The 22,219-nt window shown below is 65.5% G+C and carries 23 protein-coding genes; 10 read left to right on the forward strand and 13 right to left on the reverse strand.

Annotation, left to right across the window (positions count from 1 at the left end; genetic code table 11):
* Positions 1-72 precede the first annotated feature (72 nt).
* Genes U1769_RS15625 through U1769_RS15635 form a run of 3 tightly spaced genes read right to left on the reverse strand, consistent with a single transcriptional unit; the run spans position 73 to position 2,902 of the window.
* Positions 73-666 (reverse strand): glutathione S-transferase family protein, encoded by a 594-nt coding sequence (locus U1769_RS15625; protein ID WP_332717813.1) that lies wholly within the window; start codon positions 664-666, stop codon positions 73-75.
* An 8-nt stretch (positions 667-674) separates the two neighbouring features.
* Positions 675-1,490, reverse strand: a complete 816-nt coding sequence (locus U1769_RS15630; protein WP_332717815.1) for an alpha/beta fold hydrolase — start codon at positions 1,488-1,490, stop codon at positions 675-677.
* Positions 1,490-2,902, reverse strand: a complete 1,413-nt coding sequence (locus tag U1769_RS15635) for an FAD-dependent oxidoreductase (protein ID WP_332717817.1) — start codon at positions 2,900-2,902, stop codon at positions 1,490-1,492. The genes U1769_RS15630 and U1769_RS15635 overlap by 1 nt, the downstream gene beginning before the upstream one ends.
* 216 nt (positions 2,903-3,118) lie before the next feature.
* Between U1769_RS15635 and U1769_RS15640 the strand changes: the two genes are divergently transcribed.
* Complete coding sequence (locus U1769_RS15640) at positions 3,119-4,069, forward strand: alpha/beta fold hydrolase (RefSeq protein ID WP_332717819.1); 951 nt, start codon at positions 3,119-3,121, stop codon at positions 4,067-4,069.
* A 57-nt stretch (positions 4,070-4,126) separates the two neighbouring features.
* On the opposite strand, the gene U1769_RS15645 is transcribed toward U1769_RS15640, so the two are convergent.
* Genes U1769_RS15645 through U1769_RS15655 form a run of 3 tightly spaced genes read right to left on the reverse strand, consistent with a single transcriptional unit; the run spans position 4,127 to position 7,504 of the window.
* The gene (locus tag U1769_RS15645) at positions 4,127-4,900 is read right to left on the reverse strand and encodes an IclR family transcriptional regulator (protein WP_332717821.1); all 774 of its coding nucleotides are present in this window, start codon (positions 4,898-4,900) and stop codon (positions 4,127-4,129) included.
* Between the two features lie 54 nt (positions 4,901-4,954).
* Positions 4,955-6,280, reverse strand: a complete 1,326-nt coding sequence (locus tag U1769_RS15650) for an MFS transporter (RefSeq protein ID WP_332717823.1) — start codon at positions 6,278-6,280, stop codon at positions 4,955-4,957.
* Between the two features lie 39 nt (positions 6,281-6,319).
* Positions 6,320-7,504, reverse strand: coding sequence for a class I SAM-dependent methyltransferase (locus U1769_RS15655; RefSeq protein ID WP_332717825.1), 1,185 nt, complete (start codon positions 7,502-7,504; stop codon positions 6,320-6,322).
* A 201-nt stretch (positions 7,505-7,705) separates the two neighbouring features.
* Here U1769_RS15655 and U1769_RS15660 point away from each other — a divergent pair, with 201 nt between their 5' ends.
* The 3 genes from U1769_RS15660 to U1769_RS15670 are packed head-to-tail and all read left to right on the forward strand — an operon-like array spanning position 7,706 to position 11,128.
* Entirely contained in the window at positions 7,706-8,890 is a 1,185-nt protein-coding gene (locus U1769_RS15660) for an FAD-dependent oxidoreductase (RefSeq protein ID WP_332717827.1), read from the forward strand.
* Positions 8,887-9,660 (forward strand): maleate cis-trans isomerase family protein, encoded by a 774-nt coding sequence (locus tag U1769_RS15665; RefSeq protein ID WP_332717829.1) that lies wholly within the window; start codon positions 8,887-8,889, stop codon positions 9,658-9,660. Before U1769_RS15660 ends, U1769_RS15665 begins: the two co-directional genes overlap by 4 nt.
* 1 nt (position 9,661) lies before the next feature.
* Positions 9,662-11,128 (forward strand): aldehyde dehydrogenase, encoded by a 1,467-nt coding sequence (locus U1769_RS15670; protein WP_332717831.1) that lies wholly within the window; start codon positions 9,662-9,664, stop codon positions 11,126-11,128.
* Positions 11,129-11,137: 9 nt separating this feature from the next.
* On the opposite strand, the gene U1769_RS15675 is transcribed toward U1769_RS15670, so the two are convergent.
* The 4 genes from U1769_RS15675 to U1769_RS15690 are packed head-to-tail and all read right to left on the reverse strand — an operon-like array spanning position 11,138 to position 14,623.
* Positions 11,138-12,061 carry a polysaccharide deacetylase family protein gene (locus tag U1769_RS15675; RefSeq protein WP_332717833.1) on the reverse strand — a complete coding sequence of 308 codons (924 nt, stop codon included), beginning with the start codon at positions 12,059-12,061 and terminating at the stop codon, positions 11,138-11,140.
* Entirely contained in the window at positions 12,061-12,987 is a 927-nt protein-coding gene (locus tag U1769_RS15680) for a polysaccharide deacetylase family protein (protein ID WP_332717835.1), read from the reverse strand. Before U1769_RS15680 ends, U1769_RS15675 begins: the two co-directional genes overlap by 1 nt.
* Entirely contained in the window at positions 12,987-13,670 is a 684-nt protein-coding gene (locus U1769_RS15685; RefSeq protein ID WP_332717837.1) for an isochorismatase family protein, read from the reverse strand. The genes U1769_RS15680 and U1769_RS15685 overlap by 1 nt, the downstream gene beginning before the upstream one ends.
* Entirely contained in the window at positions 13,667-14,623 is a 957-nt protein-coding gene (locus tag U1769_RS15690; protein ID WP_332718722.1) for a hydroxymethylglutaryl-CoA lyase, read from the reverse strand. Before U1769_RS15690 ends, U1769_RS15685 begins: the two co-directional genes overlap by 4 nt.
* 64 nt (positions 14,624-14,687) lie before the next feature.
* Here U1769_RS15690 and U1769_RS15695 point away from each other — a divergent pair, with 64 nt between their 5' ends.
* The 5 genes from U1769_RS15695 to U1769_RS15715 all read left to right on the forward strand — a co-directional run bounded on the left by U1769_RS15695 (position 14,688) and on the right by U1769_RS15715 (position 19,670).
* Positions 14,688-15,911, forward strand: a complete 1,224-nt coding sequence (locus tag U1769_RS15695; protein WP_332717839.1) for a CaiB/BaiF CoA transferase family protein — start codon at positions 14,688-14,690, stop codon at positions 15,909-15,911.
* 2 nt (positions 15,912-15,913) lie between these two features.
* Positions 15,914-17,317 carry a 3-isopropylmalate dehydratase large subunit gene (locus tag U1769_RS15700; RefSeq protein WP_332717841.1) on the forward strand — a complete coding sequence of 468 codons (1,404 nt, stop codon included), beginning with the start codon at positions 15,914-15,916 and terminating at the stop codon, positions 17,315-17,317.
* Entirely contained in the window at positions 17,314-17,940 is a 627-nt protein-coding gene (gene leuD / locus U1769_RS15705; RefSeq protein ID WP_332717843.1) for a 3-isopropylmalate dehydratase small subunit, read from the forward strand. Before U1769_RS15700 ends, leuD begins: the two co-directional genes overlap by 4 nt.
* 23 nt (positions 17,941-17,963) lie before the next feature.
* Positions 17,964-18,527 carry a cysteine hydrolase family protein gene (locus U1769_RS15710; protein ID WP_332717845.1) on the forward strand — a complete coding sequence of 188 codons (564 nt, stop codon included), beginning with the start codon at positions 17,964-17,966 and terminating at the stop codon, positions 18,525-18,527.
* A gap of 330 nt (positions 18,528-18,857) precedes the next feature.
* The gene (locus U1769_RS15715; RefSeq protein ID WP_332717847.1) at positions 18,858-19,670 is read left to right on the forward strand and encodes an IclR family transcriptional regulator domain-containing protein; all 813 of its coding nucleotides are present in this window, start codon (positions 18,858-18,860) and stop codon (positions 19,668-19,670) included.
* Positions 19,671-19,695: 25 nt separating this feature from the next.
* Here U1769_RS15715 and U1769_RS15720 read toward each other — a convergent pair whose 3' ends face one another.
* Positions 19,696-19,935 (reverse strand): VOC family protein, encoded by a 240-nt coding sequence (locus U1769_RS15720; protein ID WP_332717849.1) that lies wholly within the window; start codon positions 19,933-19,935, stop codon positions 19,696-19,698.
* A gap of 160 nt (positions 19,936-20,095) precedes the next feature.
* Complete coding sequence (locus U1769_RS15725; RefSeq protein ID WP_332717851.1) at positions 20,096-20,386, reverse strand: TauD/TfdA dioxygenase family protein; 291 nt, start codon at positions 20,384-20,386, stop codon at positions 20,096-20,098.
* Positions 20,387-20,530: 144 nt separating this feature from the next.
* On the opposite strand from U1769_RS15725, the gene U1769_RS15730 reads away from it, so the two are divergent.
* Positions 20,531-21,556, forward strand: coding sequence for an alpha/beta hydrolase (locus U1769_RS15730; protein WP_332717853.1), 1,026 nt, complete (start codon positions 20,531-20,533; stop codon positions 21,554-21,556).
* A 66-nt stretch (positions 21,557-21,622) separates the two neighbouring features.
* Here U1769_RS15730 and U1769_RS15735 read toward each other — a convergent pair whose 3' ends face one another.
* Positions 21,623-22,204, reverse strand: a complete 582-nt coding sequence (locus U1769_RS15735; protein WP_332717855.1) for an NAD(P)-dependent oxidoreductase — start codon at positions 22,202-22,204, stop codon at positions 21,623-21,625.
* Positions 22,205-22,219 lie beyond the last annotated feature (15 nt).

Genomic DNA, 22,219 nt, shown 5'->3' on the forward strand with positions numbered 1-22,219 from the left:
TATCCGGAGCGCTGTCACGTGAATTTTGCGTTAACCCGATGGATCGTCCGGAGTGTGTCGTGATTGCAACAATCAGCCGTTATAGGCCGGGCGCGCCACCGCCCGATCGAGCCAGCCGGCGACGTTACCATATGAATCCAGGGACACTTTCGACGGCCTGGCTAACGCCGCGATGGCGGCGAGATTGATGTCGGCGACGGAGAATGCCTGGCCCAGCAGCCAGGGCCGCCCGGCGAGCACGGTATCGAGCAATCCGAGCGGCGCCTGCAGATCCCGTTCGGCCTGATCGGCAGCGCCCGAGTCGCGGTCGGTCTCAGGCTTTATGACGCGTTCGAACAGGCAGACGGTCAGGTTGCGCTCGAGCTCGTTCAATCCCCAGAAGCTCCACTGCCAGACCAAAGCTTCCTGCTCGACACTCTCTGGATAGAGGCGGCCGGTGCCGTATTTCTTGGCGAGGTAGAGGCTCTCGGCGAAGGATTCGAACAGGGTGAAACCATCATCGACCAGCGCCGGCACCTTGCCGTTGGGATTGATCGCGAGATAGGCGGGCTGCTTCGTCTCGCCCGGGGCCGGTTCGATATTCTGCACGTCGAGCCCGAGCTCGCGCGCGACCCACAAGGGGCGGCGGGCGCGGGATCCGGGGCGACCGTAGATGGTGATCGTCATTCGGTTGTTCAGCCTTTGCGTTGCAGGAAATCGAGGATCGGTGCGGCCCATTCGGCGGGGCGTTCGAACACCATGCCGGCGCCGCCCGGCAGCTCGGCATAAGCCCAGCCGGGGCGACGCTCGACGAGTTGCCGTCCCATCGGGAACAACCGGTCAGTGCGGCTGGCGATGACGAGCGTCGGGCAGGCGATCGCATCGAGATCGGCCTCGAGATCATAGGCCGGCGCGGCGCGGTGGCCGTCCTCCTTCCACGGGCCGTTCGCGAAATAAGCGACGATGCCGACATGCACCGTCTCGTCGCTCCACGCCGGATCGGCGATACGGCGCACGGTGGCCCAGCGATCGGTGAAGTGACTGCCGTCCGCCTTGATCTCCTGCGCATCGTGCAGGCCGGAGGCGCGCTCGGCGCGCTGTTCCGCGGTGTAATAGGGCATGTTGTCCGTGACGAGTGCGGCAATCCTGTCGGGCCGGGTCGCGGCAACCCGCGCGGCGACGAGGCAACCGCCATGATGGCCGGCGATCACGACATGGTCGAGCCCGAGCGAGTCGATCACCGCAGCCGCCGCTTCGGCATAACCCTCGATGCTCGCCTCAGTGCGCGGCGGATCGGACATGCCGTGGCCGGGCATGTCGGGAACGATGACCTGATAGCCGGCCGCGGCCAGCACCGGCATCGCCTTGCGATACTGGATCGAACCCCAGGGCGCCTGGTGAATGAGCATGATCGGCGCGCCGGCGCCGAGCGTCCGGCAATGGACCTGCCCGTCCGGGCCATCGACATAGAAGCGGCGCTCGCCGGGGATGAGATTTACGGATGGCAGCATCACTTAGCTCCCGAAAGGCGCTGGCCGAGCAGGCGGCCGAAGGTGAGTGCGGGGGTGACCATCATGCCGCCGCACGCCGCCTTGCCCATCGTCTGGCCCGAGCCGAGCAGTTCGCCGGCGGCGTAGAGATTGCCGACCGGCGTGCCATCCTGGCGGATGACCTGCAGATCGTCATCGACGGCAAGGCCGATCGCACCGGTGATCGCGCCGCCCTGCATGCGGAGCGCGTAGAATGGACCCTGAGCGATGGGGGCAGGGGCGGGGGCCCGGCCGAGGAAATCATTGCCGGTCTGCACCCCGTAGTTGAAACCGGCGACGGTGGCGGAAAGACCATCCGCGTCGATCCCGGCAGCCTCGGCCAGCCCAGCGATGCTGTCGGCCGAGGCGAAGGAGGAGCCGTTCTCGGCGAATTTCGCGGCGAGATCCTCCCGGGTCCAGCCGACGACGATCGGCGGCGCGCTATCCAGAATATGCTGGTCGAATATGATCCAGTAGCGCCGGTCCGGCTGGTAGCTCAGCGCCATTTCGCGGGCGTCCACGCTGCGTATATCCTCGCGGATGAAGCGCTGGCCGGCGGAATTGACGTATATTTCCCAGGGCTCGCGGCGTTCCGGGAAATGTTCGACCGTGCCGATCGCGCGCGCCGGAAAGGTCGGGCTGTTGTAGAGCGTACCGAAATTGTTGAACACCTTGTCGTGCCCGCGCAGATAGCCGCCGACCGACTGGCCAAGCTTCAATCCAGCGCCGCGCGAAAAGGGATAGGGCGCAGCATTGTATAGCGGATAGCCGTTGAGTTCAGCGAACAGCACCGGATCGGCCGTGTAGCCGCCCGAAGCGAGGACGACATTGGCGGCATCGAAATCGTGGATCTGGCCATCGGCGTCGCGCGCCGTGACGCCGGTAACGCGGCCGTCTGCGTCCGTGCGCAGCGCCGTGACTTCATGGCCGAGCTTCAGCGTCACCGCGCCGCTTTCGGCGAGCCCCTCGACGATCGGCACCAGCACGTTCTTCACGCTGATGCCGCCCTCCGGCCCCCAATAATAGCGTTTCTCCCGATAGGGCTCATGGCCGAATCCGGTGACCGGGTGATCGGGCAGGGGCTCGAAGCCGCGGCTCATCAGCCAGTCGAACGTATCGGCGGCATTGTCGATCGCGAGCCGGGCAAGGCCGGAATCGATCGTGCCGCGGCTGATGCGGATCACGTCCTCGAAATGCGCGTCGGGCGTGTCGGCGATGCCGTTCGCTGCCTGAAGCTGCGTGCCTGCCGCGCTCATCTGGCCGGTCGCGACCCAGAGCGTGCCCCCGAGCTTTTCAGCGGCGTCGACCAGCAGGACCCGTGCGCCGTTTTCGGCAGCGAAGATGGTTGTCGGCAATCCCGCGGATCCGCCGCCCACCACAATCAGGTCCCACATGAAGCCTCTTTCCCATCTGTTCTGAATAATAGAACGTTGTTCTATAATCATGCTATGCCGTGCAATGAGGCATGGTCAAGCGCCAATTCGCGGGCTGCCCGAAACAAAGTTACGCGCCTGATCCTACCCGGGGGTCGCCGGCATTGACTCTCCCGGCGCGCACCTTCAGTCTTCATTATAGAACGTCGTTCTATATAGTGATACAAGGAGATCTTGGTGGTGATACGCAGCCTGATCCTGCTCGGTGCGCTTTCGAGCACAAGCGCGCTCGCCGCCACCGAACCTGCGGCACCCCCGCCGACCGCGCGAGCCGCCGCCTGCGTGCCGCCGTCGATGCAGGATGCGACCTGGGACGGGCTCGGCGTGCTGAAGGGCGGCAAGGGCTATGCGCCGACGCCGATGGGGCAGGTGCATTACCGGTTGATGGGGCCGACGAGCGGCCCGGTCGTGCTGCTGATCCACCAGACGCCGTGGTCGCTGGTCGAGTTCGCCGACATCCAGCCGTGCCTCGCGGCGCGGGGCATCCGGTCGCTCGCGATCGACACGCCGGGCTACGGCATGTCCGATGCACCGGACGGCATGCCGACGATCCAGCAATATGCCGACAATGTCGCTCCGGTGCTGGATTATCTGAAGATCCGCAAGGTGACGGTCGCCGGCCATCATACGGGTGCGTCGATCGCCGCTGCCTTCGCCGCGCGGTTCCCACAAAGGGTGACCGGCGTGGTGCTCCACGGTGCGCCCAACTACAACGACGCCGAGCGCGCGCAGCGCAAGGCGTTGCCGCATCCCGACCTGCAGCTCAAACCCGACGGCAGCCATCTCAGTGCCTATTACGTAAAGCTGTTCAAGGCGCAGGGTGCCTATCCCCGCAACCTGGCGACGATCAACTGGTCGACCCTGAGCATCTTCCTCGCAGGCGCCTCCGACGTGGCGCATGCCGCAGTCTATGACAACGACATGGCGGGCGACCTGAACAGGATTACGGTGCCGCTGCTGGTGCTGTCGGACGGCGCCGACGCGCTGAACGCGATCGACCAGCGCACCGGGGCGATGAAGCCCAATTTCCGGTACGAGAAATTCTCGGACGGATCGGCCCATATGCTGATCGTCGAGCCGGCCCGATGGTCCGACATCGTGGCCGGGTTCGTTAAGGGCCTGAAGTAACGCGATCGTCAGGTCGGATCCGGACCGCGCCCTGATCCGGCTGAGGAGACCGGGGGATCAGGCGACCAGACGGGGCTGCCCGGCGATCTGCGGGGCCGAGGCACCGAGCGCGCGCGAAGCCTCGGCAGCGGCGGCGCGGACCTGAGTCACCAGGGTCGCGCTATTCTCTTCGCTCAGGCGCGACAGCGGCAGGGCCAGGCCCATCGCGGCGATGATCTGGTTGTCCGGACCCCAGACCGGCGCGGCGATGCCGCCCACCGCGGTTTCCCATTCGCCGCGGTTCATCGCGATCCCGGCCTCGCGCACGGCATCGACCGCCGCGGTCAGCGCATCGGGATCGACGATCGTGCGTGGCGTATAGGCGCGCAACGGCCGCTCGAGCGTTTCGCGCAGCGCCGTCGGATGAAAGGCGAGGAAGACCTTGCCGGTCGCCGAGCAATGAGTCGGCGCGCGTTCGCCGATCTCCGAAAAGGCGCGGACCGAATGCACGCCTTCCGACTTGTCGATATAGATCACGTCGGCGCCATCCGAGATGGCGAGATGGACGGTTTCCAGCGTCGCGCGGGCGAGCTGATCCATGATGGGGCGGATCGAGCGGCGCAGATCCAGCCGCTCGATCACCTTTGCACCCTGTTGCCAGATCTTCAGCGTCGCGGCGTAGCGGCTGTTGGTCGACGTCGCATAGCCGAGCGCAATGAAGGTCTGCAGATAGCGATGCACGTTGCTCTTGGTCAGCCCGACCTGGCGCGCCAGTTCGGACACGCCCATCGGTTCGGGCGCGGCGACCAGCGCTTCGAGCACTTGCATGCCCTTGACGATCGTCTTGTCCAATTCCGTCTCCGCTTTTCTATCTGGCCCGGCAGGGGCGTTGTTCAGTTAATAGGTTCAATTATGCGCATGGGCGGGGGAATCCGCCAGAGCCAACTCAAGCTCCGTCACCGCGGCACGGTAATATTTCAGCCCGGCGATGCAGAGCAGGATCGATGGAATGCCAAGCACCAGCACATAGCAGCTGAGCACGACACCGATCATCTTCGGATCGCCGGTCATATCCGTAGCAAAGCCGATGATCGGCGGGCCGAGCAGCGGCCCGATCATCGAGATGAAGGTGTTGAAGATCGCCATCGATTGCGTGCGAACTTCACCGGGCGTGATCTGCGCCATTGACGACGGGCCGCCGGCAGTCGCCACCGACTTGCCGATAAAGGCGACGAACATGAATATCACGGCGATCGGTGCGCTCGGCATGATCGGATAGAGCGCACTGCACGGCACGCAGATCAGCAGGCCGAGGATCAGCACGCGCATCGAGCCATCGACCCGGCCGACCGCGAAATGCCGCTGCGCCCAGACCGCGACGGCGGTGCCGATCGGGCCGGCGGTGAAATAGAACATGCCGGTGACGAAGCCGGTCTCGGCGATGCCCCAGCCCCACAGGCGCGAAAAGAGCGGCACGTTCCACAGGGTCAGCGCGCTCAGCGCGAAATTGCAGGTCGAGCCGACGATCAGCGCGCCGAAGCCGCGCCAGCGCAGGCCCATATATTTGAAAGCGGCACTGGCGGGGGGACGCTCGGCCGTGGTTTCCTGTCGAACCGGCTCCCTGATCGTCATCATCAGGCCGGCGAAGATGAAGCCCGGAATGCCGACCAGCACGAAGGTCGCCTGCCACGGCGCGAGCCGGCCGAAGATCGGCCAGTCGACATGGCCGAGCGTCTGCAGGTGACTGACGATCAGGCCGCCGAGCAGGAAGGCCAGACCGGCGCCGAGATAGGGCCCGGCCATATAGACGCTGATCGCGCGGGGCCGCTCCCGCCGGTTGAAATAATCGCTGATGATCGAAACCGAGCAAGGGCTGACCACTGCCTCGCCGAGGCCGAGACCGAGGCGCATCAGGAACAGCGGCAGGAAGGTCGCGACCAGGCCGCTGCCCACCGTCATCGAGCACCAGATGATGATGCCGGCGAGCAGGAGATATTTGCGGTTCGAGCGATCGGCATACCAGCCGAGCGGAATCGCGACGAGCACGTGGAACGTGGAGAAGGCCGGGCCGAGCAGCAGCCCGACCTCGAAATCGCTGAGCTTCATCGACGCTTTCAGCGGCTCGATGAGCAGGCTGAGGATGAACCGGTCGAAATAGGAAAGGATGAAGACGCCGAGCAGCAATATCACGACATACCAGCGATAGGCCGGGCCGTTCTTCTCAAGTGTCACGCGCGGCGCCCCCTTGTTGTGGTGTGCGAGGAGTGAAGATCAGCCGGGCTTGCGGCTGCCGAAGACGTACCAGCCGCCCTTGCCGTGCCGCGGCCGGCCGGGCTCGTCCCAGGCGAAGGCAGTGCCACGATCGGGATAGGCGGCGATGTCCGGCAGGATGTGCGCGAAGCTCGCCTGCGGATCGAAGCCGCCGCCGGCCATCAGCGCGATGGGATCCTGGTTGCGCCAGGCGGTATAGGCCGGCTCGTTGTTGTTGCGGGTATCCCAGTTCCAGAAATAATTCTCCCACGCATCGACCAGATCGTGCGCGGGCAGTTCCTGGTGGATCATCAGCCCGCCGGGCTTCAGCAGGCGGTGGCATTCCGCCATCACCTTCTTCGACGCCCAAACCGGGATTTCGTGGAAGAAGAAGCTGGAGACGATCAGATCGAAATGCCCGTCGGGGAAATCGGTCTGCTCGGCATTCTGCTGGCTGAAATGGACCGGCAGCCCGTCATGCTCGGCCGCGGCATGGCCGTAGCGCAGCAGGGGCGCGCCGACATCGATGCCGTGCGCCTCGACGCCGGGAAAGGCCTGGACATAGGGCATCAGGTTCTTGCCCGAGGTGGTGCCGAGATCGAGCATCCGCGTGGGCGTGAAATCGGGAAATTCGGTCTTGATCCAGCGGCTGATGACGCGGGCGACGCCGCCCCAGCTGCGGTGGCTCTGCTGCGCGGTGAAGACGCGCGCGCCGAGGCTGACGACGGCGCCCTGCGCGACATCGTCCTCGGTCCATTCGCTGTGGAAGCAGCCCGGCGTCAGGTGCACGTCGAGATTGGTGACATAGGCGGGCACTTCGAACCCGGGGGTGAGGCGCAGAGATCCGCCGGCCGGGTTGCGCTCGGCCGCGTCGCGGGCGACGGCGATCAGCTCGGGCAGGGCGCGCTCGACTTCCGGCTGGACCGACTGGAAGCACATCTCCTGCGCATTGTAGCGCAGCGTGCTGTAGAAGCGGTACGATGGCTCGTTGCGCATCGCGCGGTCGATGTCGCGCCAGTCCGCCGGGGCGGGGGCTTTGGGGGCGACGCGCTCGCGGTAATCGCTTTCGAGCGCAGTCGCGAAATCCTGGATCGCGTGGCGGCGCAGCGTGCTGCAGAATCGCTGACGGGCGATCTCGTCATGAGTCGGCTGAGTCACCGTTTCGATGTTGGCGACGGCGGAATTGGAAACCAGCGTATCGGTCATCTCGACCCTCCATTCCAACATTTAGAACACTGTTCTGAATGCACGCTAACATGCTCTTTCAGCCGTAGCAATGCACCCCCGGCGATTATCCCATGCTTATTTGCGCCGGCGCAGAAACCGCTTGCGCCCGTCTCATTCCTATTAGAAGTAATACAAATCATTCACGGGTCAACGGGGTCGGCAACGGGCATGGAAACGGGCGTGATCGTTGTCGGGGCAGGGCCGGTCGGGCTCACCGCCGCTTATCTGCTCGGGCAGCACGGCATCCCCTGCACGCTGATCGCCGAGGAGCCCGTGCTGGCGACCGACCTGCGCGCCTCGACCTTCCATCCGCCGACGCTCGACATGCTCGATACGCTCGGGCTGGCCGCGCCTTTGGTGGCGCAGGGCCTACGCAGCCCGACCTGGCAGATTCGCCTGCACCAGACGGGCGAGCGCGCCGAATTCGACCTCTCGGTGCTTGCCGGGGACACGCGCCACCCGTTCCGCCTGCAATGCGAGCAGTCGCGGCTGTGCGCGCTGCTGCTCGAGCGGCTCGGGACGGAGGGCAAGGTGCGGTTGCTGCTCGGCCAGCGGGTCGAGCGCGTGGCGCAGGATGCGGACGGGGTGACGGTGACGGCGCGTCCGCTGGGCGGCGGCGATCCCGTCGAACTCACTGCGCGCTATGTGATCGGCGCCGACGGATCGCGCAGCGTGGTGCGGCAGGCGGCCGGCATCGGCTTCGAGGGCAAGACCTATCCCGAGACGACGATCCTCGCGACGACGACCTTTCCGTTCCAGGATCATCTGCCGGGCCTGTCCAACGTCAATTATGTGTGGAAGGCGGGCGGCACCTTCTCGCTGCTGAGGCTCAGGCAATTGTGGCGCTGCAGCCTCTATCCCGATCATGACGAGAGCATCGAGGACGGGCTGACGCCGGCCAGCATCGCGCGCAAGCTGCAGGAGATCGCGCCGAGCGACACGCCGCACGACGTGATCGAGACGCGCGCCTACCGCGTGCACATGCGCATCGCCGACGATTACCGCGCCGGCCGCATCCTGCTCGCCGGGGACGCAGCGCACGTCAATTCGCCGGCGGGAGGCATGGGGATGAATGGCGGCGTGCACGACGCGTTCGAGCTGGCCGAGACGCTGCGGCAGGTGTGGGGCGGGGCGGACGACGCGCTGCTCGACCGCTATACCCGCCGCCGTCGCCCGATTGCCGAGCAGGAGGTTCTGGCGCAGGCCGACCGCAACCGTGCGCGGATGCAGGAGCGCGACGGCGACAAGCGCCGCGAGATGCTGACTGCGCTGCAGGCCGTCGCGGCCGATCCGGAGCAGGCGCGCGCGCATCTGCTGCGCAGCTCGATGATCGCGGGGCTGCGGCGCGCGGCCGAGATCGCATGACCGCGGGCGGTTATGACTATGGCCGCGCGGGTCGCATCGGCATCGGGACGCCGCAGGCCAATCCGACGGTCGAGACCGAATTCGCCATCCTGCTGCCGCCGGCGGTGAGCCTGACCGTCACGCGGCTGACCAGCGCAGCGAACGCGCCGGCCGATCGGCTGCGCGCCTATCTGCTCGACTTGGCCGAGGATCTCGCCGCGTTCGACACGTTCCGACCGGACGTGTTCGGTTTTGCCTGTACGGCATCGTCCTATCTGATCGCGCTGGACGACGCCCGCGCGACGATCGCCGCGTGCGAGGACCGTTTCGGCTATCCGATCATCACCGCGGCCGAGGCGATCCACCGCGCGCTGCAGCGGATCGGCGCGCGGCGTATCGCCATGGTCTCGCCCTATCCGGCGGCGCTGGCCGAGGCGGCAACGCGCTACTGGTCCGGGTTGGGCTATGAACTCGTCGCGGTCGCCGCGGCGGGGGATCTCGCGCCGGATGCCGATACGCGCGGCATCTATGCGCTCGGCAGCGATGCCGCGGCCGCGGCACTGGCGCGGATCGACCTGGGCGCGGTGGACGCCGTGCTGCTGAGCGGCACCGGAATGCCCTCGCTGCCGCTGATCGCCGGCGCGACCGCGACCGTGCCGATCCTGTCTTCCAACTTCTGCCTCGCCGCGGCGCTCTGCGCGGCGGTGGGGGCAACCGACCTGCTCGACCCTGCCGCGTCCCGTGCCTGGCATGCCCGCTGCGCGGCGGCGATCGACCCGAAAGGACAATGAGATGAGCATGATAACCGCATGGATCGACGGCGAGACCGTCAGCACCGGCGAAGCGCCGATCCCGGTGATCGATCCGGCTACCGACGCGCTGATCGTCGAATTGCCCGAGGCCGATAACGCGACCATCGACCGTGCCGTGGCCGCGGCGCGGCGCAGTTTCGACCAGGGCGTTTGGCGGACCATGCCGGTCGACAAAAGACAGGCAGTGCTGCGCAGCTGCGCCGACCTGATCGATGCGGCGACGGCCGAGCTGGGCGATCTCGAATGCGCCAATACCGGCCTGCCGCTGGCGCAGATCAAGGGCCGATCGATCCCGCGCGCCGCGGACAATTTCCGCTTCTTCGCCGATTATATCGGGCAAAGCTCGGGCGAGCTGTTCGAACAGAACCCGGATTATCTGACATTCGTCCGGCGCGAGCCGATCGGCGTTGCGGCGCTGATCAGCCCTTGGAACTCGCCATTGGCGCTGGGATCGATGAAGATCGCGTCGTGCATCGCCTTCGGCAATTCCTGCGTGCTGAAGCCCTCCGAACAGGCACCGCTCGGGATCAGCCGGTTGGTCGAGATACTCGGCGCGGCGGGCATCCCCGAGGGCGTCGTCAACCTCGTCAACGGCCGCGGCGCGACCACGGGCGACCGGCTGATCCGCAACCCGGACGTCGATGTCGTGACCTTCACCGGCGGCACGCCGACCGGCCGCGTGATCATGCGCACGGCCGGCGAACTGCTCAAGCCGGCGACGGTAGAACTGGGCGGCAAATCGGCCAATATCGTGTTCGACGATGCCGATTTCGACCAGGCGGTGGACGGGGCGTTGCTCGGCATCTTCACCAATAACGGCCAGCAATGCCTGGCCGGATCGCGCATCCTGGTGCAGCGCGGTATCGCCGATCGGTTCATCGAGGCCCTGGTCGAACGGGCGAAGCGCATTCGCGTGGGCGATCCGCGCGATCCGGCGACGGAGATCGGGCCGCTCGTCTCGGCGCGGCACATGGCGCATGTGCTCGGCTTCGCGCCGCAGCCGGGCGAGACGGGCGTTTCGCTGCTCACCGGCGGGAAGCGCGCGCCGGCGTTCGAGCGCGGCTGCTATGTCGAGCCGACCCTCGTGCGGGCCGATTCCAATGAATCGCGCGTCTGCCAGGAGGAGATTTTCGGCCCGTTCGGTGCCATCCTCGTGTTCGATACGGACGAGGAGGCCTACACGCTCGCCAATGCCAGCCGCTTCGGCCTGGTCTCCTATGTCTGGTCGCAGAGCCTGATGCGCATCATGGAAGCGCAGGAGCGCATCCAGGCGGGCATCGTATGGTGCAACACGCCGATGATGCGCGAGCTGCGCGCACCATTCGGCGGCTGGAAGGAATCCGGCATCGGCGCTGACGGCGGCCGGGCGTGCGAGGATTTCTATACGCGGCAGAAAGCGGTCACGATCCCGCGCCGCCCGATCACCCTGAGGAAGCTCGGGGCTTAAGAGGCGGTCTTAGACCGCCCCCTTCGACGCATCGACGATCTCGTCGCCGCGGGCGAACCAGGTGGCGGGACGGGCGGCGAGATCGGCGAGCAGGCGTTCGAACGCGTCGATCCGGTAAGGCAGGCCCATGATGTACGGCGTGAGGTTGAGCGGCAGCATGCGGCCGCCGAAGGTCGCGCTTTCGGCTTCGAGCAGGTCATAGGCGTCGGTCATCTGCTCGACATAGGAATCGACCGAATGCTGCTGGTTGACCAGGATCTGGCGATCCGACAGCTCGTGGTTGAGCGGCAGGTTGACGATGTCGCCCTGGGCCGTGGTGAAGCGATAGGGAAGTTCGTCGTTCACCCAATCGCACATATAGTCGAGGCCTGCCTCGACCAGCAGGCCGGGCGTGGCGAAGCTTTGCGAGCGGGCGATCGAATGCCAGCCGCGCGGGCGCTTGCCTGAAACCTTTTCAAGCGAATCGAGCGATTTGAGGATCAACTCTCGCTCCGCGTCCGAATCCATGCCACCGGCAATGGCGCCGTTCATGTCAGTCGAATGCGCGACGATCTCATGGCCCGCGGCGACGATGTCGGCGATGATCGAGGGATAACGATGGGCAATGGCCGCGTTGACCGCGACCGAGACGGGCGCGCCGACCTTCGCGAAAGCATCGAGCAGGCGATAAAAGCCGACGCGCGTGCCATATTCGCGCGCCGTATAATGGCGATAATCGGGATAGGCGGTCTGCATGTGCCCCGGCGCGCGGAACGGCTTGTCGGCCGGGGTGATCGGAAACCATTCGAGATTGACCAGCATCCATACCGCGACGCCCCTGCCGCCGGGCCAGGCGAGCGGCGGTCGTTCGGTGATGCTCGACCATGGATAGAAATCATGGTCCATGCCGTGGCGGCGCCGGGAATATTCGAGATACGCGGGATCGAGCGCCATTACCGGCCTTTCGTCGTGTAGCGCGCCGCGTCAGCGGTGGCGGCGTCGTAATCATGGGCCAGGAAATGATCGGCGATGTCGCCGCTGCGCGTGATCCAGGCGCGCCCGTCGGCGGCGATGTGGCGTAGCACTTCTTCGAACGCGCCGATGCGGTGCGGCTGGCCGATCAAATAGGCGTGCAGCGGAATGCACATCACCGTGCCGGACTGTGCGCCTTCCGCCGCGAGACGATCAAATTGGCGGATCAGCGTTTCGGCATATTCCCGGGGGGACATGTTGTAGACCGAGAAGCCGTAATGATCGTTCACCTCCAGGCTGTACGGCATCGACACCAGCCGACCCGTAGCGACATGCACCGGCCCCGGCTGATCGTCGTGATACAGATCGCAGGTATAGGTGAGGCCATATTCGGCGATCAGATCGAGCGTGCGTGGCGTGTGGGTGAGGGCAGGGGCGAGCCATCCCTTGATCGTCTGGCCCGTCGCGTCGCGGACCGTGCGGATCGAATCCTCGATCAGCGCGCGCTCCTGCGCCTCGTCCATGCCGTAGCTGTAGCGTGTGTTGTAGACGCCGTGGCTGAAGAATTCCCAGCCAAGCGCATTCACCTGAGCGATGATCTCCGGGTGATGCTGGCACATCGCGACCGACAGCGAGACGGAGCCCCTGAAACCGTGGCGTTCCATGACGTCGACCAGCCGCTGGTGGCCGACGCGGTTGCCGTAATCGCGGTGGCTGTAGCCGACCACGTCCGGATGCGGCTTCGCCCAGCTCTTGCGATGCGGGTTGGCCGGCGGATCCAGTTCGTAGAATTCGATGTTCGGGGAGATCCAGACGGCGACTGTCTTGCCGTCGGGCCAGGCGATCTTCGCACGATCGCGGTAAGGGCGGAAATCGTACAGGCCGGGATCGGCATCACCTTCCCGCATCAACGCGCCTCCAGCCAGTCGATCACGGTCTGGACCGGCTCGACATCGGCATATTTCAGCTGAAGATCGGTGAGGTTGGCGAAGTGATAGCTCTCATGCTTGTCGGCACAGGTCTCGATCGGGACAATCGTGCGATAGCCGCGCGAGAGCGAGTCGACCGCGGCCGCGCGGACGCAACCCGAGGTCGAGCCGCCGGTGATCACCACCGTATCCACCTTGTGCCACACGAGCAGGCTCTGCAGCGGCGTTTCGAAGAAGGGCGAGGGCATGCGCTTGGTGTAGATCGCGTCCTTCGCATGATCGATCTCGCAGCGATCGTCAAACGCGTGGCGGCGCGAGTCATATTTGATGTTCTGCAGAGAATCCGGGGTGTTGGTGCGCGTTCCCCACACACCGGCATCGGACGCGTCCTCGGCATAGGCGACGTGAGTCCACACCACCGGCATGCCCTTGGCGCGTGCCAGGCGGGAGATGGTGTTGACGTATTCGATCTGGCGCGGATCGGTTTCATAGGCAGTCTTGAATTCGTCGATGCGGGTATAGGCGTTCTGGAAATCGACGTTCACGATCGCGAGTTTGTCGCCGAAGCCGAACTTGGCACGCGCCGGGTTGGCCATCACCTCGTCGAACAGCTGTCGCGCGGTCTTGCCGTCGCTGACCATCTTCGTGCCGACGATATTCATGCAACCTCCTCGATCCGGCGCACAGCGGCCGTCTTGAACCCGAGCGGCAGGCCCGCATCGGGGATAAAACCATAAAGCGGCTCGCCCGGCAGGGCGTGCGCCAGAATATCGCGCACCGCGGTCAGCCGATCGATATCGATGCCGGTGCGCAGGCCCATCGCCTCGAGCATGAAGACGAGATCCTCCGTGACGATATTGCCGGACGCCCCCGGCGCAAAGGGACAACCGCCAAGACCACCCAGAGACGAATCGAGTGTGGTGAGGCCGCAGTCGAGCGCGGCGAGCGCATTGGCAAGGCCGAGGCCGCGCGTATTGTGCAGATGGATGCCGGTGACGGCATCGTGGCCGACGGCATTCCGCACCAGCGCGATCAGCCGCTTCACCGCGGCGGGATCGGCATAGCCGGTGGTATCGGAGATGCCGACCTCGTCGCAGCCGGCCGCCATCAGCCCCTCGGCGAGACGGGCGATCTGGGCGTCGGGAATCGGGCCTTCGAGCGTGCAGCCGAACGCCGTCGACAGGCTGCCTTCGAAATGCGGCCGGCGTTCCGCGGGCAAGGCAGCGATCATTGTGGCGATTTCCCTGGCACCGGCCAGCACCTGTTCGTGCGTGCGGCGCAGATTGGCCAGAGAATGAGTCTCGGACACCGACAAGGGCAGGGTGATCTTGTGCGCGCCGGCCTCGATCGCGGCCTGCGCGCCGCGCACGTTGGGAACCAGCACGGCGACGGTGAGGCCGGGGATGGTGCGCGCGTGAGCGACGATCTCGGCAGTGTCGGCGAGTTGCGGCAGGACGCTGGCGGGGACGAAACTGCCGACCTCGATCTCGCGCACGCCGGCGGCCGCTTCGGCGCTGATCCACGCCTTTTTCGTCTCGGTTGGCATGATCGGCGAGATGCTCTGCAAGCCGTCGCGCGGGCCCACCTCGCTGACGAGAATGTCGATGCCGTCCATGACGTTCACTGGAGGACCTTTCGTTGCCCGTTGCGTTATTTGTCTTACGTCTATATCAAATGAAATGCGCCATTCAAGGCGTGCTTACAGCAATATCGAGATACGAATGCAGCAGAGCGCCTTCCCGCTGGCCGGCCTGAAAGTTGTCGAATTCACTCATATGGTGATGGGTCCAGCGGTCGGCGTGATCCTGGCGGACCTTGGTGCCGAGGTCGTCAAGGTCGAGCCGATCGGCGGCGACCAAACGCGCGAGCTGCTCGGTTCGGGCGCGGGATATTTTCCGATGTTCAACCGCAACAAGCGCAGCATCTGCCTCGACCTGAAGAGCGAAGCCGGGCTGAAGGTGGCGCGCCAGCTGGCCGTCGACGCCGATATCCTGATCGAGAATTTCCGCCCCGGCACGCTCGCCCGGCTGGGGCTGTCGTACGAATCGCTGAAAGTCGAGAATCCGGGGCTGATCTATTGTTCGGCCAAGGGATTCCTCGCCGGCCCCTATGAGAACCGCACCGCGCTCGACGAAGTGACTCAGATGATGGGTGGCCTTGCCTATATGACCGGGCCGCCCGGGCGCCCGCTTCGCGCGGGTTCCTCGGTGATCGACATCACCGGCGGCATGTTCGGCGTGATCGGCATCCTTGCCGCGCTGGAACGCCGCCACCGCACCGGGGAAGGGGGCGAGGTGCGCTGCTCGCTGTACGAGACCACCGCCTTCCTGGTCGGCCAGCATATGGCGCAGGCTGCGGTGACCGGTCAGGCGGCGCGGCCGATGCCAGTGCGCATTTCGGCCTGGGCGATCTATGACGTATTCGATACCGCCGTGCCGGACGAGCAATTGTTCGTCGGCGTGGTGAGCGATGCGCAATGGGTGGCGTTCTGCACTGCGTTCGGGCTGGACGCGCTGGGGGCCGATCCGCGCTTCGTCAAGAACAACCAGCGCGTGCTGGCGCGCGACGAGATTGTGCCGCAGATTCGCGCCTTGTTCGGCGCGATGCCGCGCGCCGAGCTGATCGCGAAAGTGGAGGCGATCGGCCTGCCGTTCGCCCCGATCGCGCGGCCCGAGGATCTGTTCGACGATGCCCATCTGAATGCGGGCGGCCTGATCGAGCTGACCCTGCCCGATGGCCGTACGACCAAGCTGCCGGGCCTGCCGGTCGAGCTGGACGGCGCGCGGCTTGAGCTTCAGCGCGACATTCCCCAGATCGGCGCCGACAGCGATGCCGTGCTGGCCGAGCTTGGCTATGGGGCGCCGGCGATCGCCGAGCTGCGGGCGAACGGTGGAGTCGCCTGACCATGGGCCGTACGCTGTTCGACAAATTATGGGACCTGCACACCATCGCCGATCTGGGGGAGGGGACTGACCTGCTCCTGATCGACCGGATATTACTGCACGAACGCACCGGCAGCGTTGCGCTGGAGAGCCTGGCCGAGGCGGGCCGTGCGGTCGCCGTGCCGGCCCAGGTATTCGTGACGATGGACCATATCGTCGATACGCTGCCGGGGCGGGGCGATCGCACGATCATGCCGACCGGCACGCAGTTCATCACTGCCACGCGCAAGGCAGCGCTGGACGCCGGGCTGACCCTGTTCGACATCGGCGACCCGCGGCAGGGCATCGTGCATGTGATCTCGCCCGAGCAGGGCATCGTGCTGCCGGGCCTGTCGCTGGTCTGCCCGGACAGCCATACCTGCACGCAAGGGGCGCTTGGCGCGCTGGCCTGGGGCATCGGATCGACCGAGGCCGAACATGCGCTGGCGACCGCCACGCTGCGAGTGCGCAAGCCGAAGACGATGCGGATCACCGTCCGCGGGCGGCTCGGCACGGGGGTGACGGCGAAGGATCTGGCGCTGCATATCGTCTCGCGGTTCGGATCGGCCGGGGCGAGCGGGCATCATCTCGAATATGCCGGTGAGGCCGTTCGCGCGCTCGACGTCGAGGGGCGGCTGACCCTGTGCAACATGGCGACCGAGCTCGCTGCCTTTTCCGCCATCATCGCGCCGGACGAAATGGTGTTCGCCTATCTGCAGGGGCGCAGCTACGCACCCGACGCCGCGGCATGGGACGAGGCGGTGGCATTCTGGCGCACGCTGAACTCCGACGAGGACGCGGTGTTCGACACGGATCATGTCATCGATGCGGCCGATGTGCCGCCGATGGTGTCCTGGGGCACCAGCCCGCAACAGGCGCTGGCGCTGGGCGATCCGGTGCCGGCCTTCGATGCAGTGGCGTGCGGGACCCAGGCGGGGCATGACCGCGCGCTCAGCTATATGGGGCTTCAGCCCGGTGACCGGCTGGAGACGCTGCCGATCGACGCCGCATTCATCGGATCGTGTACCAATGCGCGCATCTCCGACCTGCGGCGCGCGGCGGACATCCTGCGCGGACGCAAGGTGGCGGCGGGCGTGAAGGCGATCTGCGTGCCGGGCTCGACCGCCGTCAAGGCCGCGGCCGAGGCCGAGGGGCTGGATCGCGTTTTCCGCGACGCCGGGTTCGAATGGCGCGAGGCAGGGTGCTCCATGTGTTTCTTCGCCGGTGGCGAGAGCTTCGGTTTCCGGCAGCGGGTGATCACCTCGACCAACCGCAATTTCGAGAGCCGGCAGGGGCCGGAGACTCGATCGCACCTGGCCTCGCCGGAGACGGTGGCGGCCTCGGCCATCGCCGGGCATATCGCCGATCCGCGGATGCTGGCGGCATGAGCGCGGCCCCGTTCCGATCGCTCGCCGCCGTCGCACTGCCGCTGGTGCGCGACAATATCGATACCGACGCGATCATCCCGTCGCGCGAGATGAAATCGGTATCGAAGAAGGGGCTGGCGGACGGACTGTTCGCCGGGTGGCGCTATACCGCGATCGGCGGGCGCGAGCCCGAGCCCGGTTTCGTGCTCAACCGGCCTGAATTTGCCGGGGCGAAGATCCTGATCGGCGGCGCGAATTTCGGCTGCGGATCGAGCCGCGAACATGCCGCCTGGGCGCTGGCCGAATATGGCTTCCGCGCAGTGATCGCGACGAGCTTCAACCCGATCTTTCGCGGCAATTGCGTGCGCAACGGCATCGTGCCGGTCGAACTGACCGAAGATGCGGTGCGCGCGATCGCCGATATGGTCGAGGCAAGCGATGGCGGCGAACAGGTCACGATCGATCTGGAGGCCATGCGCGTGTCGGTGGCGGATCGCGACTGGGCCTTCCGGATCGACGACGAGGCGCGGCGGATGCTGCTGTTCGGGATCGACGCGATCGACCTGACGCTCGAACGCGGCGCCGAGATCGCGGCGTTCCAGGCGGCCGACCGGGCGCTCAGGCCCTGGGCCTATCTCGGCTGACCCGGCCCAACAGGAGTTCCCCCATGTCGAACGCCCGTACCGCCTTGCTGCTGATGGATTTCCAGGCCGACATCGCCGAGCATTCGCGGGCGGCCGGCACGGTGCAGGTCGCGCTCGATGCGCTGGCGGCGGCGCGGGCCAGCGGGGTGAGGGTGATCTTCGTCAAGGTGGGCTTCCGCGATGGCTATCCCGAGATCGGCGAGGAGACTCCGGTCTTTTCCGGGGCGAAAGCGGCGGGTCGGTTCAGCGGCGCATCGTCGCGGCTGCTCGAGGAATTCGTGCCGCAGGACGGCGAGCCGGTGATCGACAAGCGCCGCTTCAGCGCCTTTGCCGGTAGCGGCCTGGAACTGGTGCTGCGCACGCACGACATCCGCGATCTGGTGCTGGCCGGCGTATCGACGGGTGGCGTGGTGCTCTCGACGCTACGCCACGCGTTCGACATGGCCTATCGCATGACCGTGCTGTCGGATGGCTGTTTCGATCCGGATGCCGAAGTGCACGACGTGCTGATGCGGAAGATATTCCCGCGCCAGGCCAGGGTGGTTTCGGGCGCCGAGTGGGCGGCTGGCCTGGGATCAAGCGGATGATATGGTCGACCCGCCGGGGTGGATCGCCGCATCGCTGATCTGAGATTGCGGGGTCGCGATCAATCACTACCGTTCGCGCAAGGCGATCGCCGACTCAAAGGGACATCCAGCGCGGCCTCGAGGTCTGCTGCGGCCTTTCGCACAAATCGACCGACGCTTGTGCCGTCGCCGTCTTTTGCCGGCTTGCTGTCGTGACCTCGTCTGCGACGCGCAATTCGCCGGGCAAGCCGAATTGCTGCAGCGGGGGCTCCAGCTTGATTCCCGCCGTCAACCCGTGGAAAGCGGGAAGTCGCCAGCTCTCCATGGGCTGATAATTGAAAGACCCCAGCAATGGCCAAGTCCGATCCCGAGGCAAGCGAATCCCAAATGCCAGCTCAGCGTGCCGTCGACGATGACTACATCCCGTCCCTTGAGAAAGGGCTGGCCGTACTGGAGCTATTCGGTGCCGAAAACCCGGAATGGACGCTAAGCCAGATCGCGCGTGAGCTTAAGCTCACACCAGGCAGCACGCGGCGGATTCTGCGGACTTTGGAAAAGCTGGGATACGCAGTCTCCGACGAAGGGCGTTTCTGCCTTACCCCTCGGGTCCTCAACCTCGGCTTTGCCTACCTGTCGTCTCAGCCTTTTTCCAAAACTGCCCAGCCGCTGCTCGTTCGGCTGGCGCGCCAGCTCGACGCCACGTGCTGCATCACCGTCCTGGACGAACGCGAGATCGTGTACATCGCGCGCGGCACGCACAAGCAGATCGAGCCGTTCTACGTCCATGTCGGCGCCAGACTCCCGGCATACGCCACCGCACCCGGAAAGGTCCTGCTTGCCGGGTTGCCGGCAGACGAATTAAAGCGCCGGCTGAAGGGTTGGAAACTGGACCCGTTTACCCCCAACACCGTATCCAGCGTGGATCAGTTGCGCGACCAGGTCGCCATGGCACGCATCCGCGGTTTCGCCATCAACGATCAGGAGATATTCCTCGGACAACGCTCGATCGCCGTCCCGCTGTCGCTGGGCGGGATGCAATCTGCGGCAATCGTAGCGGCGACATCGGTCACCAAGGCTTCGGTTGAGCGCCTGATCACGGATTTACTGGGACCCTTGCAAACAGCGGCAGGAGAGATCGAGCAAGCTGCCTCCTCCTTGCTGTAGTTACGCGACCTTGAATGATCGAAGATCAGGTTTGCCAGGAACTCTTCCACGTTGCGCAGATCTTGTTGCCGTCGGGATCGCGGAGATAGGCAATATACGGCTGCCCGTAACTGTCCGGGCGAATGCCCGGGGCTCCATCGTCGGCCCCGCCATTGGCCAGGCCGGCGCGATGGAACGCGTCGACCTGGTCAGTGCTGCCGGCACGGAAGCCAATCGTTCTACCGTTGGCCGAGGTGGCTGCTTCGCCATTGCGCGGAGCACGCACCGCGAACCCGTAGTCGCCACAGCGACAGGACACACCGGCGCGCCTTGTGACGCCCCGTTGGCATACCCCAGGGCGCGCGTCACCGCGTCGTAGAAGGCGCGTGCTTTTTCCAGATCGTTCGTACTGACCAGCACATGATTGAACAGCATCGCGGCGGTCCTCAGCCTGCTCGGCTGGTGTTGGCGGCATCGGTGCAGCCAGCATCATCCAGGGGGATGCCGGCGACGGAAATGCGCTGCATGATCCGCCGTTGGCCGTGATAATCGTTCACCGCATAGTGCAGGACCTGAAGATTGTCCCAGAACGCAACCGTGCCGGGCCTCCACTTCAATCGCACCTGATATTCCGGCTTATAGGCTCCAGCCTCCTTGAGAGTCGGAAATTTTTCCGGTAAATGCGGTACGTGCTCGTCACATGCATGAACCAGCGGCGTGAAAATCCCGGTGGCCAACGCCGCGGATTGATCGGGTCAAGGGACGTTCGAGCATGTTTCGATAACAGGCATATGCCGGTGGATATAGACCAGACAAAGAGCCCGCCAGGCGCGGTGACTGGCCGGCCAAGTCTTTCATAAGGGTAAGCGAAAACCATGATCATGATAGCGCGCCTGGTGAAGGCTGGCGTCCGGCGCGGCCTCGTCGCCGCAGCGGCAGCCGGCCTGCTGTCCGCCACGGCCGGGGCGGCGCCGATCGTCATCGAACGGCAGGGGTCGTTCTTCGCGGGTGGCACGACGATCGGCGATTCCACCAGCGGTCAGCTGTCGTGCGACCATGGCTTCGTCGAATATCAGGTTCCCGCACATGCCAGGAAGACCGCGCTGCTGTTGTGGCACAGCTCCAGCGTGGCGGTATGGCAAAACCGCTGGGACGGCGGAGAGGGATTCCAGAGCATCTTCCTGCGCCGGAGCTATCCCGTATATCTGTGGGATGGGCCGCGCGTGGGCCGGGCCAATTGGGGTTGCCAGCCCTACACCTACAAGCCCGTGCCTGGGCGCGATCAGGGCAATTTCACTGCGTGGCGCCTCGGTTCCGAATACCCCAACTGGTACCCGGGCATCCAGTTCCCGGTCGGTGATCCGGCGGCATGGAACCAGGCCACGCGCGCGCGATATGACGAATTCGACACGGTGGAGAACGCGCTGCTGCAAGCCGCCGCCGCGGCGGCGGCGATCGATCGGATCGGCCCGACCGTTCTCGTTACCAATTCGGCCGGCGGGCTGCGCGCCTTTCTGGCAGCGCTCAAGAGCGACAACGTCAAGGGTATCGTTGCCTATGAATCGCCTGGCTATATCTTCCCGGAAGGGCAGGGGCCAGCGGCAGGGTCGGGTCCGTTCGGGCCGATCACCGTGCCGCTCGAGGAGTTCAAACGGCTGACCCGTTTTCCGATCCAGATCGTGTTCGGTGACAACATCGCCCGGTCAAAGAACTGGAGCGCGGCGTACAGTCTGTGCCAGCAATTTGTGGCGATCGTGAACGCCAATGGCGGCCACGCGGAGATCCTGTCGCTGCCGACCGTCGGCCTGAAGGGCAACACGCATATGCCTTTTGCCGATCTCAACAATGTCGCGGTCGCGGATCAACTCTCGGCCTTCCTCAAGCGCAACAAGCTCGATCGGCGATGAAGGGCTGGCCAGGGTTCAGCCGATCCGACGAGGCACCATCGGTCCGATCAGGGCCGTGGTGGCATGTTAAGTCCGCGCTGTGTCGTGAAACGCGTAGCGGCAATTATCGCGCCGCGTGCGACCGTCATAGCTGACCGGCATCCCAAGGGCCGTGCATTTCTCCGCAAGTCGCTGGCCGATGCGACCAAGTCCGGCGATTCCCACGCGGCGGGTGCTGACCCGGTGCGCACTTGGAAACCGCGCCCTGGACCACGCTCCGCTGCGCGCGAACCGGTCTGCCTCCACGATCTTTCGCTGTACGGCGTACATCAGGCCAAGTGCGAAATCGGCAACATCCTCGGTGAACTGGTCGGGGGTGTGGGCCAATTCCACCCCACGCGCCGCAAGCGCGATCGCGTCGATATTGTCCAGCCCAGCCCCCAGTGACAGAACCAGGCCAAGGTCTGGCAGCGCTTCGATCAAACCGGGCGGGACGCCCAGCACCGCTCTGGTCGCAACCGCGCGATAGTGCGCGGAAATGGCATCGACCGCGATTGCGTGAGCACCCTCGAGCGGCTCGTCGACCAGGGCAAAATCCTTCGACAAGGCGTGACGCAGATCAGCGGGCAAATCCGCGATTACCGCCATTTCTGGCCGTCGGTCCGTCATTCACCATTCCTTGCT

Origin of the sequence: Parasphingomonas zepuensis (genome assembly GCF_036663735.1) — a bacterium.
GTDB lineage: Bacteria > Pseudomonadota > Alphaproteobacteria > Sphingomonadales > Sphingomonadaceae > Sphingomonas.

Bases quoted from the DNA above. Each gene is read 5' to 3' on its own strand.
- U1769_RS15675 (WP_332717833.1), bottom strand. From the start codon at position 12,061: ATGGCGCTCGATCCCGCGTATCTCGAATATTCCCGGCGCCGCCACGGC.
- leuD (WP_332717843.1), top strand. From the start codon at position 17,314: ATGAGCGCGGCCCCGTTCCGATCGCTCGCCGCCGTCGCACTGCCGCTG.
- U1769_RS15630 (WP_332717815.1), bottom strand. From the start codon at position 1,490: ATGCTGCCATCCGTAAATCTCATCCCCGGCGAGCGCCGCTTCTATGTC.
- U1769_RS15625 (WP_332717813.1), bottom strand. From the start codon at position 666: ATGACGATCACCATCTACGGTCGCCCCGGATCCCGCGCCCGCCGCCCC.
- U1769_RS15715 (WP_332717847.1), top strand. From the start codon at position 18,858: ATGGCCAAGTCCGATCCCGAGGCAAGCGAATCCCAAATGCCAGCTCAG.
- U1769_RS15700 (WP_332717841.1), top strand. From the start codon at position 15,914: ATGGGCCGTACGCTGTTCGACAAATTATGGGACCTGCACACCATCGCC.
- U1769_RS15735 (WP_332717855.1), bottom strand. From the start codon at position 22,204: ATGACGGACCGACGGCCAGAAATGGCGGTAATCGCGGATTTGCCCGCT.
- U1769_RS15670 (WP_332717831.1), top strand. From the start codon at position 9,662: ATGAGCATGATAACCGCATGGATCGACGGCGAGACCGTCAGCACCGGC.
- U1769_RS15690 (WP_332718722.1), bottom strand. From the start codon at position 14,623: ATGGACGGCATCGACATTCTCGTCAGCGAGGTGGGCCCGCGCGACGGC.
- U1769_RS15710 (WP_332717845.1), top strand. From the start codon at position 17,964: ATGTCGAACGCCCGTACCGCCTTGCTGCTGATGGATTTCCAGGCCGAC.
- U1769_RS15730 (WP_332717853.1), top strand. From the start codon at position 20,531: ATGATAGCGCGCCTGGTGAAGGCTGGCGTCCGGCGCGGCCTCGTCGCC.
- U1769_RS15635 (WP_332717817.1), bottom strand. From the start codon at position 2,902: ATGTGGGACCTGATTGTGGTGGGCGGCGGATCCGCGGGATTGCCGACA.
- U1769_RS15685 (WP_332717837.1), bottom strand. From the start codon at position 13,670: ATGAATATCGTCGGCACGAAGATGGTCAGCGACGGCAAGACCGCGCGA.
- U1769_RS15655 (WP_332717825.1), bottom strand. From the start codon at position 7,504: ATGACCGATACGCTGGTTTCCAATTCCGCCGTCGCCAACATCGAAACG.
- U1769_RS15695 (WP_332717839.1), top strand. From the start codon at position 14,688: ATGCGCCATTCAAGGCGTGCTTACAGCAATATCGAGATACGAATGCAG.
- U1769_RS15680 (WP_332717835.1), bottom strand. From the start codon at position 12,987: ATGCGGGAAGGTGATGCCGATCCCGGCCTGTACGATTTCCGCCCTTAC.
- U1769_RS15665 (WP_332717829.1), top strand. From the start codon at position 8,887: ATGACCGCGGGCGGTTATGACTATGGCCGCGCGGGTCGCATCGGCATC.